Genomic DNA, 14,293 nt, shown 5'->3' on the forward strand with positions numbered 1-14,293 from the left:
GGCGAAACGCCCTTCGCCCCATATTATCGATCTTTGTAAAACGCCTCTGTTCGCCCCGTGAGGCCCGCCAAGCGGGGGAAAAGACTGACAGGGCATGACCGGAGATCCTGCCGCCTGAGAGGCTGAGAGCAAACAAACTACTTTTATTCCGACACCGAATGATGCCGGGCAGCCTGTCTGTGGCGGCTCGGAAACCGCTACGATAAACGGCTGCCCCCCAGCCAGAGCGCCGCTCCTGCCAGGCTATCCACCCTCAATCCTCTGCCGGTCGAGGCGATAGACCCGTGCCCTGTCCGGATCGACATGCCGGGGCAGGCGATACTGATACGACCTCTGCTCACCACCCGGAACCAGCAGACCCGCATCGCCCAGCAGCTTCACCGCCAGGCCTGCCGGCATGCCGGAGGCGATGTCCATCCGGAACGCATCGATGCCGAGATAGATCCAGCGCTCATCACACCAGCCGATGGCATCCGGATCCGGCTCGGCTCCCGGCGGGCACAAGCGGTGGCGGTTGCGGCGCAAGTATCCGGCCAGACGTTCCGCCATGGCCTCGGCAGTCGACGGCGGACGCGCCGCATGGGCCCTGTGCCAGATCACCGCGATCTCGACGAGGGCGTCGGTCGCCATGCCCTTCCGCCAGGGCAGGACGCCGAGCCGGCTGCCGATTTCGCCAGCCGCAGCGATCAGGGCCAGACGGTTCAGAACCCGCAGCACCGGCCCCTCTTTGGCATTCCCAGGCAGCCCGATCGCCACCAGCATCTTGCTGCGCAGGCGCGAGATCATCGGGCGCAGGGTCTCCTTCATCAGGTCATGTTGTGCGATGATCCTGTCCACGAATGCCGGCAGGACATGCCCATAATGTTCCCTGGCAGCATTCTGGAGCGTCTCGGCGAAGGCGTGGCCCGAGCCATGTCCATGCAACGTCTTGAAGAGGCCGAACGGCCACGACGGTGCAGGAACATCAATCAGCCGGACGCCGATCCCTTCGGGCATCTGGATCCCGGCAGCAGCCAGGATCCGCTCAATCGGTTTCTCCGAGGTCGAGAGCAGGACGGTTTCCCAGCGCGCCGTCGCTTCCATGATCAGTTTGTGGTTGCCGCGCCCCCGGCCCGTACCATTGCCGATCATGTAGATGGCCTCGATGATCGCGGGCGAAGGTCGGGCCGGGAATTCATCCAGCATCAGGACGCCGTCATGGGCCAGGCGGCATGCGAGTTCCAGCGCCGTATTAGTGGCGTTCCAGCGGTCAAGTTTGGGCGGACCGATGCAGCTCTGCGCAGTGATCAGGGCGGTGGTCTTTCCCGAACTGGTCGAGGCGTGGAAATTCAGTCCAAGCGTCTCGATCCCCGCATGTTTCAACAGCGGACCCGCCAGCACTGCAGAAATGGCGCAGATCAACGCCGGATTGCCGACGGCCAGACGACCGACGGTGTCTTTCCAGCCGTCCAGCGAACCCGAGGACGGTACGGCGCTGCGGGCATGGATCAACTCGACGGTCTCACCACGCAGCGGTTCCGCCGAGAGCAGCTTGCCGTCCGGCAGCAGATAGGCGGGTTCCGCATCCGTCCCCGCCATCCAGCCGGGACGCGTGACCGACAGGATCCGGGCCTCCACCGGCCAGCGGCGGATCAGGTCGATGATGTCATTGCGGTTGCCCTCGATCGCCAGGCCCGCCGAGATCAGCTGCGCACAGACGATGCGCGGCTTGCCGAGGATATCGGCCTCGGGGATGGTTTCCCGACGCAAATTTCCATCGCGATCGAGAAAGCAAACCCGGCGGCTCCAGTTCCTGCCGCTGTCATCGCGGGTCAAGGCTTCGACGCGCAGAGGTCCGCACATCGGCACCCATTCATCGTCGATACCGCCATAGCCCAGCATCTGTTCACGCGGAAGATGGGTCCAGAACGGGGGCAATTCCTGACGCATGGCGACCAGGAAGGCGGCGATTTCCGGATCGTGATGAAGAGCGCGCAACCGGGCCTCGGACGTCTCCTCAGCGGCATCATCCGGCAGAATGGTCTGTCCGGCATCGGTGGGGGCGGGCGGGGTTTCGGGAAGCGCGCTGTGCTGCTGTGCGTCGATAGGGTTATTGTCCGGCATCGTTTTTTCCATGCAAGGCGCGGGGTTGCGCCATCCCCATCATGATGTGCCGGGTCGGCATGCAAGTCAGCGGCAGGGATGCGCGATATTGTGGACAATGGCACCAGATGCCCGAATTTTGGGGATAACCCGGATGGGAACGGACAATGATCCGATGGAGAAGGAAGCGGCAGACCCCACACATGCGGAAAATCCGGATAAATCGCCCATGCCCATCTGCCGGTCCGTTGGATTTGTTGGACCATTGGACCGGACCGAGCACTACAAGGCTGCGCAGGTTGAAGCCCGCGGTGCGGCGGCTGTCCAACAGTCCAACCGGTCCGGCGGACCAAAACAAAGAGAGGCCTTGAACCGGTGTCAGGCGGGAGTCCCCCGCAGCACCGCCTTGCCTGCCCTACGCAAGATTATGGAAGCCCTGTTGCCATTCAGGCCACCATCATTGCCAGGAACTCGCCAAGGCATTGTGCGTGATCCGCGCCGATTTGGTCAGGCCGCCGCAAGCTGATCCTACGATCCGCTGTCAGGTCGCACCGGGGGTTCAACGCATTCCCTCTTGACGAGTTTGGGCCACAATTCCTGATCTTGGCAATCTCGGCATCGCAGAACGGATGTCTCATCCTTTTCCCAGTTCAGGTGACACCGCCCGAATGAAGGATAACCTGAACCCATTCCGATGATCTGGGACACTCTGAAGACACCCGTCAGGGAACCCGTTTGACCCGGGACGCACTGGCGCCATCTGATCGCCTGCCCGGATTGACGAACCTATTGTGGGTTGCCCGCTGATCTCAGGCTTCAACAATCCAACCGCGACGTCCGCACCCTTCAATCTCCCGGGCCTGTCATCTCCAGCCACTGGGCCAGTGCGCGTCGGATCATCTCGGGCCGCGTTGGCAGATCCCTCTCATCACGACGTCGATTGTCTATCGCTTCTATCAGTTCGCGAGGAAGCCGAAGATTGACCGCCTCCGAATCCACAGGAGGGCGTCCGCGTTTTTTTTCCATTTTCCCGAATCTATGCTTGATTTACGGTTTAATGGTGTCATATAATGCAGGCACAGGCAAGGGCTCCTACCCCCTTGCCCGGCCCTAACCACAACTGATCCTCAGGAGATCACTCATGGCTATTCACACGTCTATCATTTCGCCGCGCCATTCGGAAGCGGTGCCGTCGTTCCGCCCGACGCCTGTCACCATCCAGTTTGGCGCTGTGATGCGCGATCTTTCGGCCTACATCGAGGCTGAGCGCGATCTCGAGCATTGCGACAGCTGGGACCCGGCCTGCGACGCGTGGATCCGCGACGCCGAACGGGCCCGGGCGCATGTGCTGGACGCGATCACCGCCCTGCGCGGAACACCGGTCTGTCGCTGCGAGGATCAGCCATTGAAGCACCTCGGTCAAATGGCACAGATGTTGATCGAGAGCGACAGCCCGGAACAGGTCCGGGACATTCTCGCCCTGCCCGACCGCTTTCCCGATGCCTTCCGCTGCGCCAGTGACAGCCCTGTTGCACGGCGCGTCAACATGATGGTCGCGGGTTTCCAGCAGCATCTGCATGCCCTCGCGACCCTTGAGAATGTCGCGGATATGGTCGAAGCAGACTGTTTTGTGGTCGAGCCGGACACGCCCGCGACCATGCTGGCCCCCACAGCGTAAGCGCCCCGCATATCTGACGGCATCAGCCTGGTGACCATCGGGCAAGCCAGCCGCACCCACACCATTCCTTTTGCCAGCGGTATCCGGTCGCACACCCCGCGTGCGCCAGCTCTGCCCTTTGGCTTCCTATCATCCTGCTTTTTTCGGGAGGACTTCCTATGTCCACGACCATCCTGTCTTCGCACGACACTCAAGACCTGCTTTCGGTCTCCGACCTTCCGCTCACCATCCATCCCGGCCCAATCCATGCCCATTGGGCTGAGGCCGCCCGCGCCAAGGGCTTCGATCTGATCGCCCGCGTCCGCGACCGCCTGCATGTCGCCCTGCGCTGCCAGAGCTGCGGCGGCATCCATGTGAACCGGCACTATGTGGTGATGAATGCGCAGCCGCTGTGCCCGCACTGCATGGAGACCCGTTGGCGCGAGACGGCCCTCGTCGCTGGCCTGACCTGGCTCGGTCGGGATAGCACGCATCGCCATTACGGCCGCTACGGCCTGCCGTGTGGTCATGAATCACGACGGCAGTTCACCTTCGTTGAGCGTGTCGCGTCCGGTGTGGTTTCGGCACGCTGCGAGACTTGCCTGATCCATCGCGAGGAAGAGGAGGCACTGCGGTTCGGCTGGACGCGCCTCGGGCGCGATCCCAAAGGCAACGCGTCCTACCGGCTCTATCGCCACCATTGCGGGCACGAACAACGCGTAGCAGTGGCGAACATGCGCTGGGGCCAGTGCGACTGCGCCGGTTGCGGCCAAAGCTGGACCGCCAAACCCTCGTTCATCTACCTGCTCGACATCCGTCATCCACGGACTGAGAGACACTATCTCAAACTTGGATACTCGTCGCATCCGGTAAAGCGTCACAAACATCAACTTGGGCTGCCCAAAAATGCTCACGTCGAGGTTCTCCGGGTCGTAGCCATGCCGACCGGCCATGCGGCCTGTGCCCGCGAGAAGGCCGCGCATGCGGAACTTCGTCGTCTCCATCCGGAAGCCCTCGTCCTTCACCCGGAATTCAGTGATCTCATGAACGTGGTTTCCGAGATCTACAGGCCTGAGTCGCTTGCCATCCTCCACGAGACCCTTGATCGGATCGAGGTGGAGATCGCAGATGCAGACCGCACCCGGAACCCTGATGCCATCTCCACGCCGCGCCACACCACGGCCCGCCACAATCCGGACAGCGCGCATGATGACCCGGAATCGCCAGCCCCCGCCGCATCGGCCATCCGGACTCCGGCATCCCAACCGCACCGCAAACCCCATCCCACGGCAGCCCCACGTGATCGCCATCCGATCCTGCTTCGCCATTGGGGCCTGACCGGATAACGCGTTCCGGGCGAGGCGTTCCGGATCACACCAGGAGACCATTTCTCTGATCCGGATGCCTCCAGCGGCAAGGGGGCTGCTGCCCGCCTCCTTGCTCTCAGGAAGCCATGCCGCACCGAAGCAATGCTAAGGCTTTCTGCTGCCCGCATCCCGGAGTCCGGATCCAAACAGGTCAGGCTATCCTGAAGCCGGAAGGCTTCCGGATCTCCGCGCGCCCTCGGCCCGACACCACCACCGCATCTCGCCCCCTGCGGGACCGCGCCCCTCTGCAACCGACCCTGTCGCCATCCGGAATGCCGGACGGCCCACCCTCTTCATACCTGGAACCCTGCCATGACCCAGACAATCGCAACCAGCCCCAGCAATCCCAATCCCGAATCCGGAACTCATAATCACCCATCCTGGGCTTCCCTGGCCCGTCACGCCATCCGTCGCCTGCAGGCTGATCTCGCACAAAAGCTTACCCCCGCGTGGGATCCGGCGCTCGATCCGGAAGACATGGACCTGCCCGAACTCCTGGAGGCCGCCATGTCGCCTCAGGGGTCCACCGCGATCGATACCCTGAACTCCAGCCCGGCCGCGCAGAACGTCTCCCCGGAAGAACACGACGCCATTGCGGAGGCTGGCGGCGATCCTGCCGCGACTGCAAGCGATGGCACATCGCAGCCGCGCATCCGCCTGCCGGCGGGCAAGCTGCTGCCTTTGCTGCGCCTCGCCGCAAGCATCGGCGGCATCCCGGATCGCGATGCCATGCTGGTGCCCGGCGCCATCACTGTGATCGAGGATATTCCGAACGATCTGGTCGATACGATCAGGAAGCTGCTGCCGCACGTCCTGCCGGACAGCTGGTCACTCGCGACATCCATGGGCCGGCTGCCGCGTGAGAAGCCTTATCTGATGGTGCTCGGCCCGGAGCTTATGAACGGCAAGGTCTCAGAACGTGCCGAGCGTGCTTTTGCCGAGGACCTCGCTTGGGCGGTCGACATGCGGGTCCCGATCCTGGTTCTGCTGCCCGAGATGGCAAAGGCGCCGACGGTGCTGCATCATCCCCCGGTAAAACGCCACAAACTCGTCCCGTTGTCAGCGGAGATCCTGATCACCGCGTTGCGCGCCACCCATAGCGCCACTGGCCGCATCGACGAGGCGGCGGTCCGCGCCGCCCTGCCGGACGATATCTTGCTCTCGGACCTTGACTCTCTGACCCTTGGTCTGGCCATGCGTGCACCAACCGCAAAGGCCGTAGCGGAACAGATCGCGGCGCTGGCAGGGAAACCCCGGCCTGCCGCCAATGACAGCCCCCGGCTCGAGGACATCCACGGCGACAGCCCTGCGCTCCGGGCCGCACGCCAGATCGTGCGCGACCTGCGCGCATGGAAGACCGGTGAGGTCGGCTGGCAGGATCTGACTCGCACGTTGCTGCTCTACGGCCCACCGGGAACCGGCAAGAGCTGGATCGCCCGGGCCATGGGCAACTCGACAGGCTTTTCGGTGGTGACGGGGACCTTCGGCGAATGGCAGGCGGCGGGGCATCTTGGCGACATGCTGCGCGAGATGCGCAGGACTTTCCGCGAGGCGCGCGCGAAGGCCCCGACCGTGCTGATCATCGACGAGATCGACGCTGTCGGTTCCCGCGAAGATCGCGAACAGCACAACCGGTCCTACCGCACCCAGGTCATCAATGCCTTTCTGGCCGAGATGGACGGCATTTCGCGGGAAGAGGGCGTCATCGTCGTCGGCACCTGCAACCACCCGGAGCTGATCGATCCGGCGGTTCTCAGGGCCGGACGTTTTGACATGAAGGTCGCCTTGCCGCTGCCGGATGCCAAGGGCCTCTTCGGTATCTTCCGCCACTGCCTGCCGGGCTGGCGCGAGGCCGATCTGCGCGATCTCGCCGCGCGGGCCGTCGGCAGTTCCGCAGCAGAGATCGACGCCGCCATCCGGCAGACGCGGGCGATGGCACGGGCGCAGAAGCGCGACATGACCCTCGACGATCTGCGCCAGGTCTTCATCATCGACCACGACCCTGACATCGACCGTCGGGTGGCGCTGCACGAATGCGGCCACGCCATTACTTGCGCCGCCCTGAACCTCGGCCCGGTCCGCCGCGTTTTTCTGGGCCGCGATGGCAGCGGCGGCACCGTGTTTGCCGCCAGAGAGAAGCCCGGACTGCTCAGCGACCTGCAAGACCGGCTGACCCAGATTCTCGCTGGACGCGCGGCAGAACGCCTGATCCTCGGGGAAATCTCGGCCGGTGCAGGCGGCAGTGCGGACTCAGACCTGGCACAGGCAACGGTGATCGCCACGTCGATCCAGACGCGCTACGGGCTTGGCGCCCAGGGCCCGGTCTGGACCGCCGATCCCGAGACCTTGCTCGCGCTGGACCCTGACGTGCTGTTTCGTGTCCGCCGCGAACTCGAAGCGGCCGAGAAGCGCGCCGCGCAGATCCTCAGCGCCCACCGCAACCTGCTCGAGGAGATGGCCGAGGCGCTGATGGCATCGCGCGACATGGACCGCACCGAGGCGCAGGACTGGCTTGCCCGGGTGCGCCATGCGGCACCGGATGACGTTCATGACGCGCACCCTGCGCAGCAACCGTAATAGAATTCAGCGGGGTGGCGCCCGCCTCACGCGATCGCGCGTCACCCTGTCGAATCGCACCCCCCCCCCGAAGAAAGAGACCAAAACAAAAAACAAAGAGAGCGGCGGAGCCACCGATCAAAAAAAGCCAAAAACCAAACCCGGTGCTCCCTGCGGCGGGCACCGCCCGCCGCCCGACACCATTCGCCCGGAAGAAGAAAGAAAGAGAGCAAAGAACCAAAAGAAAAAAGACCCAGGAAAGCCTCCGGTAATTCGGCTCACAGCGCAACCAGCTCAAAAAGAGAAAGATTATACACAAAAGAACAAAAAGATACGGCAGACCAGAACCAAATCGTCGGCATCCCCCCGGAATTCGAGAATCCCGGTTCGTCATACGCAACCTATCCCGCAATAGACGAGGAAACCAGCCATGATCCGCCATCCAAATCCTGCGATCTGGATCCCTCCGGTGATCCACCTCATTGAGGACAACCTCCCCGTGCTCGACCCCAGCGGCGAAGAATGGGACCATATGTTCACTTCCGCTTATCAATTCGGCTGCGAGGCGCTGATCGCCCTCGGCCAGGCCGAGGAGACCGAACGCGGAGCCCGGCCGCTGGCTCACCCCCGGCTGCCGGAGATCCTGCCCAGATGGGACGATATCTGCGTCGCCGTGCTCAGCCTAGCCAGTCAATGCGGGCTTCTCTCTTACAGACTGCCCGACGGGCGTGAATCCCCAGAGGCCGCCGCCTGGTGGGGCCGGCACGAGGGCGAGGTCATGCCGCAGCCGAACATCATGGCCGCGCATGGGCTTAGCCCGGCCTGGGCCGCCCCGGAGGTGCTACCGGTGCTGCGCGCGCTTGGCCTGACCGAATCCGGCCAATGGACTGTAACCGCGAAGCCTGTGCTCTGGCGCAAGGAGCCACAGGAATGGGATCTCGACATCGCCGCCGATTCGCGCTTCCAGCTGGCGCTGGATCGGGCCGTCAACGAGATGCCCGCAGACATCCGCCGCAGGCTGGACGGGCTGGTCACCATCACAGAGGCCGATGTCACCAAGGGGCTGATCCGACGCGAGGCCCATCAGCAGGGCCTGCGCGCGGAGCACGGCGTCAGCCGGGTGATCGGCCTGCCGCTCACCCGCGACTCGGTGCGGCAGGGCCTGATCTGCCTGCGCATCCATGATCTCGACTGGCTGTTCTTTTCGAACTGGCGGTGGCCGGACGGCTGGCTCTCCCGCTCGAGCGGAAACGGGCGATGGAGATCTGGCACGATAGCCTCGCCATCCGCATGCGCAGGGCCGTCGTCGCGCAGCTTTATACGGACAGACCGGAGTTTGCGGGGTGAGCCGTCAAGACGATCTGGAAGCCCGGACCGGACGCGCCACCCAGCCCCAAATAAAATCCGGATAATTCGCGCGGATGGTCCGCTGCGCCCGGCTGGAGCCCCGCCCGGCACGTAGGACGTGGTCGACGCGCTTGCCCGTGGGCCGGCCCCATCCTCGACTGCCCCTCTTGAGAGTGAGATTTCCATATTTCGCAGTTGGTTATCCACATTCATGAACCTCGAGACCCGAGTTTGCAGCTTAGAGAGACGTTCCCATGCTCTATGATCACCTGAACAGCAGCGGGCTCATCCCCGCACAGGATCATCATCAGCGAACGCCAACGGGCCATGTCCCGTGGCGCAGGGAGCAGCTCGGCCCATGGCACGAGACCGGAGAGATATTGCCGACAGGGACGGCGCCGCGCGAACGGCGGCCTCCGCTCCGGCCTCTCCGACCGACAAAGCCCTTGTCGGAAATCGCGAACCGCCGCACCCTGACCTCATTCGCCTCGTCCGGCTGCTGGCGCGCCACGTCGCCCTGGCCGACATTGCCGCGCAGAAGGCAGCGCATCGCCCGAAGGAGTAACGCATGATCCAATCCCCCGCACTGCGCGCCGCGATCTATGCACGCTATTCTTCGGACAATCAGCGCGAGGCCTCACTTGAAGACCAGATCCGCATCTGCCGACGCCTGATCGCGCAGAAGGACTGGACCATTGCCGAAGTCTATACCGATGCCGCCATCTCCGGCGCATCGGCTCTGCGCCCTGGTTACCAGAAGTTGCAGGACGACGCCCGGCGCCGCCGGATCGACGTCATCGTCGCCGAAAGCATCGACCGGATCAGCCGCGATCAGGAACATATCGCCGCCTTCTACAAACAGGTCAGTTTTCTCGGCATCCCCCTGATCACCGTGGCCGAGGGCGAGATTTCCGAACTGCATATCGGGCTGAAGGGCACGATGTCGGCGCTCTACCTCAAGGACCTGGCCCAGAAGACCCATCGTGGCTTGGAGGGCCGGGTGCGCGACGGCAAGAGTGCCGGCGGCATCAGCTATGGCTATCGCGCCCGGCGCGAGTTGTGTGCCGATGGAACGCTCACCACCGGCGAACGGATGATCGACCCCGATCAGGCTGCGATCGTCACCCGCATCTTCACCGAATATGCCTCGGGACGTTCCGCCCGCGCCATCGCGGCGGCGCTGAACGACGAAGGCATCGCGTCGCCCGACAGCGGCAAGGGCGCGGGCACCTGGGGACCATCCACGATTTCCGGCAACTGGAAGCGCGGCACGGGGATCCTGAACAATGAGCTTTATATCGGCCGCCTCGTCTGGAACCGACAGCGTTTCGTGAAGGACCCGGCGACGCAGAAGCGTCAGGCCCGGCCGAACCCACCCGAGGACTGGATTATCGAAGAGGTGCCGGACCTGCGGATCATCCCCGATGACCTCTGGCATGCGACCAAGGAACGGCAAGGCGCGATCCGCGCCGATATGAACCCGGCGGGCGTCCAGTCTGCCCGGCCCCGGCCCGAACGCGCCCGCCGCCCGGACTACCTGTTCTCTGGCCTCGTCAAATGCGGCTGCTGCGGGGCGAGCTATACGCTGATCAACAAGACCCGTTACGGCTGCGCGGCGGCGCGCAACAAGGGCCACAGCATCTGCAGCAACCGTGCGACAATCCTGCGCGAAGAGGTCGAGGCCCGGGTGCTCGACGGGTTGCGCGAGAAGCTCCTGCATCGGGAGCTGATCGCCGCCTTCGTCGAGGAATACCGCAAGGCGTTCAACGCGGCTGCAGGCGACCGCAGCACCGGGCGGGATAATGCCAGGCGCGAGTTGAAGCAGATCGAGAAGAAAATCGCCGGCATCCTCGCGGCCATCGAGGATGGCATGTATCATCCGTCGATGAAGACGAAGATGGCGGATCTGGAAAGCCGGAAAGCGACGCTGAAGGCGTTCCTCGAAGATACCCCGGAGCCCCCTGCCCTGCGGCTGCACCCGCGCCTGTCGGATCTCTATCGGGAGAAGATCGCCAACCTCTCGAAAGCGCTCCAGGACCCGGGGATGAAGCTGGAGGCGACAGAAATCCTGCGCAGCCTGATCGCGGAAATCAGGATGGTGCCGGAGACCTCTGCGCCCGGCGGACACGAGATCGAACTTCTGGGCGAACTGGCCGGGATTCTGGCGCTTTCGGAGACGGATACGACAAAGCCCCCGCACTTGGCGAGGGCTGCTAAATCAGTCGGGTCGGAAACGATGGTTGCGGGGGCAGGATTTGAACCTGCGGCCTTCAGGTTATGAGCCTGACGAGCTACCGGGCTGCTCTACCCCGCGCCATTTGCGCTTTTTGCGAGCGCGTTATCGTTTTGAGAGATCTCTCGCTTCTTTTCAGGTCTGGCGGTGACCTACTCTCCCACGTCTATTGACGCAGTACCATTGGCGCGACGGCACTTAACGGCCGAGTTCGGGATGGGATCGGGTGTTTTGCTCGTGCTTTGGCCACCAGACCGGAAAAGGAGCGAGATCGGCGTCATCCCTTGCGGGATGGGTTGTCCAAGGATGCTTTTGGAAGAAGGTCTGTCTTCTTCCGGATCAAATCAAGCCAATCGAGCCATTAGTACCGGTCAACTGAACGCATTGCTGCGCTTACATCTCCGGCCTATCGACGTGGTGGTCTTCCACGGCTCTCAAGGGATACCTTGTTTTGAGGGGGGCTTCACGCTTAGATGCCTTCAGCGTTTATCCTGTCCGTTCATAGCTACCCAGCACTGCCGTTGGCACGACAACTGGTCCACCAGTGGAACGTTCACCCCGGTCCTCTCGTACTAGGGGCAACTCCTCTCAAGTATCCTACACCCACGGCAGATAGGGACCGAACTGTCTCACGACGTTCTAAACCCAGCTCACGTACCTCTTTAAATGGCGAACAGCCATACCCTTGGGACCTGCTCCAGCCCCAGGATGAGATGAGCCGACATCGAGGTGCCAAACGATGCCGTCGATATGGACTCTTGGGCATCATCAGCCTGTTATCCCCAGCGTACCTTTTATCCGTTGAGCGATGGCCCTTCCACTCGGGACCACCGGATCACTATGGCCGACTTTCGTCTCTGCTCGACTTGTCAGTCTTGCAGTCAGGCTGGCTTCTGCCATTGCACTCAACGAGCGATTTCCGACCGCTCTGAGCCAACCTTCGCGCGCCTCCGTTACTCTTTGGGAGGCGACCGCCCCAGTCAAACTACCCACCACGCAGGGTCCCGGACCCGGATAACGGGCCGCGGTTAGACATCAAGAGTGCGAAGGGTGGTATCTCAAGGATGGCTCCACCGGAACTGGCGTCCCGGTTTCAATGCCTACCACCTATCCTGCACATCACAATCCTGATGCCAGTGCGAAGCTATAGTAAAGGTGCATGGGGTCTTTCCGTCTAACCGCGGGAAGTCTGCATCTTCACAGACAATTCAATTTCGCTGAGTCCACATTTGAGACAGCGGGGAAGTCGTTACGCCATTCGTGCAGGTCGGAACTTACCCGACAAGGAATTTCGCTACCTTAGGACCGTTATAGTTACGGCCGCCGTTTACCGGGGCTTCAATTCAAGGCTTGCACCTCTCCTTTTAACCTTCCGGCACCGGGCAGGCGTCAGACCCTATACGTCGCCTTACGGCTTCGCAGAGCCCTGTGTTTTTAGTAAACAGTCGCCACCCCCTGGTTTGTGCCCCCCGCCGACAGTTGCCTGCCAACGGGGCCTCCTTCTCGCGAACTTACGGAGGTATTTTGCCGAGTTCCTTAAATGTGGTTCTCTCAAGCGCCTTGGTATTCTCTACCAGTCCACCTGTGTCGGTTTAGGGTACGGTCTCATGGAGGGCTATTTCCAGGAACCGCTCAGCAGCCCCTCCAATCCGATAAGGAGGAACTACACCTGCGATCCGTCACCATCTCCTGGCCCAGGAATATTAACCTGGTTCCCATCGACTACGCCTTTCGGCCTCGCCTTAGGGGCCGGCTTACCCTGCTCAGATTAGCTTTAAGCAGGAACCCTTGGACTTTCGGCGACAGGGTCTCTCACCCTGTTTGTCGCTACTCATGTCAACATTCTCGCTTCTGATCACTCCACCGGATGCCTTACAGCCCGGCTTCACAGTCAGAACATTGCCTCCGCTATCCCGAAGGATAGAAGAGGCAGCGTTCTATATCACAGAACGCTCCGCTACCACGTGCATTGCTGCACATCCAAAGCTTCGGCTCGTGGCTTGAGCCCCGTTACATCTTCGCCGCAAGACCTCTTGATTAGACCAGTGAGCTGTTACGCTATCTTTAAAGGATGGCTGCTTCTAAGCCAACCTCCTGGTTGTTTTGGAAGTCTCACATGCTTTCCCACTTAGCCACGAATTGGGGGCCTTAGCTGTTGGTCAGGGTTGTTTCCCTCTCCACGACGGACGTTAGCACCCGCCGTGTGTCTCCCGGATAGTCCTTCCTGGTATTCGGAGTTTGCTTAGACTCAGTAAGGCTGTGGGCCCCCATCATCCATGCAGTGCTCTACCCCCAGGAGGATACGTCCGAGGCGCTACCTAAATAGCTTTCGCGGAGAACCAGCTATCTCCAGATTTGATTGGCCTTTCACCCCTAGGCACAAGTCATCCCGACCTTTTTCAACAGGTGTGGGTTCGGACCTCCAGTTGGTGTTACCCAACCTTCATCCTGCTCATGCCTAGATCATCTGGTTTCGGGTCTGATCCGTCTAACTAAGTCGCCCATTTAAGACTCGCTTTCGCTGCGCCTACACCTAACGGCTTAAGCTTGCTAGACAGACCAAGTCGTTGACCCATTATACAAAAGGTACGCCGTCACCTCGCAAGGAGGCTCCGACTGCTTGTAGGCGTCCGGTTTCAGAAACTGTTTCACTCCCCTCGTCGGGGTGCTTTTCACCTTTCCCTCACGGTACTGGTTCGCTATCGGTCAGTAAGGAGTACTTAGCCTTCGAGGGTGGTCCCCCGATCTTCAGACAGGATTTCACGTGTCCCGCCCTACTTAATACGTCCGATCAAACTTCCCATACGGGGCTGTCACCCGCTATGGCTGTGCTTTCCAGCACATTCTGGTCATTCTCACGGCTCGGCTGGTCCCCGTTCGCTCGCCGCTACTGGGGGAGTATCTGTTGATTTCCTTTCCTCCGGGTACTTAGATGTTTCAGTTCCCCGGGTTCGCTTCTTAAACCCTATGTATTCAGGTAAAAGATACCTGGTTATGCCCGTTGTTGACTGCCCGAGGGCAACAACAACAAACATTCAGGTGGGTTTCCCC

9 protein-coding genes, 1 tRNA gene and 2 rRNA genes (1 of these 12 running past the window's edge) are annotated in these 14,293 nt (G+C 62.0%); 7 read left to right on the forward strand and 5 right to left on the reverse strand.

Annotated features, from left to right (window positions below; genetic code table 11):
* Positions 1 to 243: 243 nt before the first annotated feature.
* Both PARN5_RS0106420 and PARN5_RS23360 read right to left on the reverse strand, forming a co-directional pair.
* Entirely contained in the window at positions 244 to 2,103 is a 1,860-nt protein-coding gene (locus tag PARN5_RS0106420) for a DUF927 domain-containing protein (RefSeq protein WP_017998954.1), read from the reverse strand.
* Between the two features lie 825 nt (positions 2,104 to 2,928).
* Complete coding sequence (locus PARN5_RS23360; RefSeq protein WP_081614940.1) at positions 2,929 to 3,108, reverse strand: ribbon-helix-helix domain-containing protein; 180 nt, start codon at positions 3,106 to 3,108, stop codon at positions 2,929 to 2,931.
* Between the two features lie 115 nt (positions 3,109 to 3,223).
* On the opposite strand from PARN5_RS23360, the gene PARN5_RS21730 reads away from it, so the two are divergent.
* The 7 genes from PARN5_RS21730 to PARN5_RS23370 all read left to right on the forward strand — a co-directional run bounded on the left by PARN5_RS21730 (position 3,224) and on the right by PARN5_RS23370 (position 11,290).
* Positions 3,224 to 3,760 carry a hypothetical protein gene (locus PARN5_RS21730; RefSeq protein ID WP_017998955.1) on the forward strand — a complete coding sequence of 179 codons (537 nt, stop codon included), beginning with the start codon at positions 3,224 to 3,226 and terminating at the stop codon, positions 3,758 to 3,760.
* A 158-nt stretch (positions 3,761 to 3,918) separates the two neighbouring features.
* Positions 3,919 to 5,085, forward strand: coding sequence for a hypothetical protein (locus PARN5_RS23365; protein WP_081614941.1), 1,167 nt, complete (start codon positions 3,919 to 3,921; stop codon positions 5,083 to 5,085).
* Between the two features lie 333 nt (positions 5,086 to 5,418).
* Positions 5,419 to 7,683, forward strand: coding sequence for an AAA family ATPase (locus PARN5_RS0106435; protein WP_232419315.1), 2,265 nt, complete (start codon positions 5,419 to 5,421; stop codon positions 7,681 to 7,683).
* Entirely contained in the window at positions 7,655 to 8,077 is a 423-nt protein-coding gene (locus PARN5_RS24100; protein ID WP_157403938.1) for a hypothetical protein, read from the forward strand. The genes PARN5_RS0106435 and PARN5_RS24100 overlap by 29 nt, the downstream gene beginning before the upstream one ends.
* A gap of 15 nt (positions 8,078 to 8,092) precedes the next feature.
* Positions 8,093 to 9,124, forward strand: coding sequence for a hypothetical protein (locus tag PARN5_RS21735; RefSeq protein WP_232419317.1), 1,032 nt, complete (start codon positions 8,093 to 8,095; stop codon positions 9,122 to 9,124).
* Positions 9,125 to 9,367: 243 nt separating this feature from the next.
* Positions 9,368 to 9,574: a hypothetical protein gene (locus tag PARN5_RS24535; RefSeq protein WP_198289571.1), complete on the forward strand. Its 207-nt coding sequence runs from the start codon at positions 9,368 to 9,370 to the stop codon at positions 9,572 to 9,574.
* A 3-nt stretch (positions 9,575 to 9,577) separates the two neighbouring features.
* On the forward strand, positions 9,578 to 11,290 hold the full coding sequence (locus tag PARN5_RS23370) for a recombinase family protein (protein ID WP_081614989.1): 1,713 nt from the start codon (positions 9,578 to 9,580) through the stop codon (positions 11,288 to 11,290).
* Here the strand turns inward: PARN5_RS23370 and PARN5_RS0106460 are convergent.
* From PARN5_RS0106460 to PARN5_RS0106470, 3 genes are all read right to left on the reverse strand, one after another.
* Positions 11,247 to 11,323, reverse strand: a tRNA-Met gene (locus PARN5_RS0106460). The two genes, PARN5_RS23370 and PARN5_RS0106460, sit on opposite strands and share 44 nt — an antisense overlap.
* 58 nt (positions 11,324 to 11,381) lie before the next feature.
* Positions 11,382 to 11,496, reverse strand: a 5S ribosomal RNA gene (gene rrf, locus PARN5_RS0106465).
* Positions 11,497 to 11,582: 86 nt separating this feature from the next.
* A 23S ribosomal RNA gene (locus PARN5_RS0106470) occupies positions 11,583 to 14,293 on the reverse strand (it continues 120 nt past the right edge of the window).

This window comes from Paracoccus sp. N5, from assembly GCF_000371965.1.
GTDB lineage: Bacteria > Pseudomonadota > Alphaproteobacteria > Rhodobacterales > Rhodobacteraceae > Paracoccus.

Excerpts from the sequence above, each read along its gene's own strand:
- PARN5_RS0106435 (WP_232419315.1), top strand. The coding sequence starts at position 5,419 with ATGACCCAGACAATCGCAACCAGCCCCAGCAATCCCAATCCCGAATCC.
- PARN5_RS24100 (WP_157403938.1), top strand. The coding sequence starts at position 7,655 with ATGACGCGCACCCTGCGCAGCAACCGTAATAGAATTCAGCGGGGTGGC.
- PARN5_RS21730 (WP_017998955.1), top strand. The coding sequence starts at position 3,224 with ATGGCTATTCACACGTCTATCATTTCGCCGCGCCATTCGGAAGCGGTG.
- PARN5_RS0106420 (WP_017998954.1), bottom strand. The coding sequence starts at position 2,103 with ATGCCGGACAATAACCCTATCGACGCACAGCAGCACAGCGCGCTTCCC.
- PARN5_RS21735 (WP_232419317.1), top strand. The coding sequence starts at position 8,093 with ATGATCCGCCATCCAAATCCTGCGATCTGGATCCCTCCGGTGATCCAC.
- PARN5_RS23370 (WP_081614989.1), top strand. The coding sequence starts at position 9,578 with ATGATCCAATCCCCCGCACTGCGCGCCGCGATCTATGCACGCTATTCT.
- PARN5_RS23360 (WP_081614940.1), bottom strand. The coding sequence starts at position 3,108 with ATGGAAAAAAAACGCGGACGCCCTCCTGTGGATTCGGAGGCGGTCAAT.
- PARN5_RS24535 (WP_198289571.1), top strand. The coding sequence starts at position 9,368 with ATGGCACGAGACCGGAGAGATATTGCCGACAGGGACGGCGCCGCGCGA.
- PARN5_RS23365 (WP_081614941.1), top strand. The coding sequence starts at position 3,919 with ATGTCCACGACCATCCTGTCTTCGCACGACACTCAAGACCTGCTTTCG.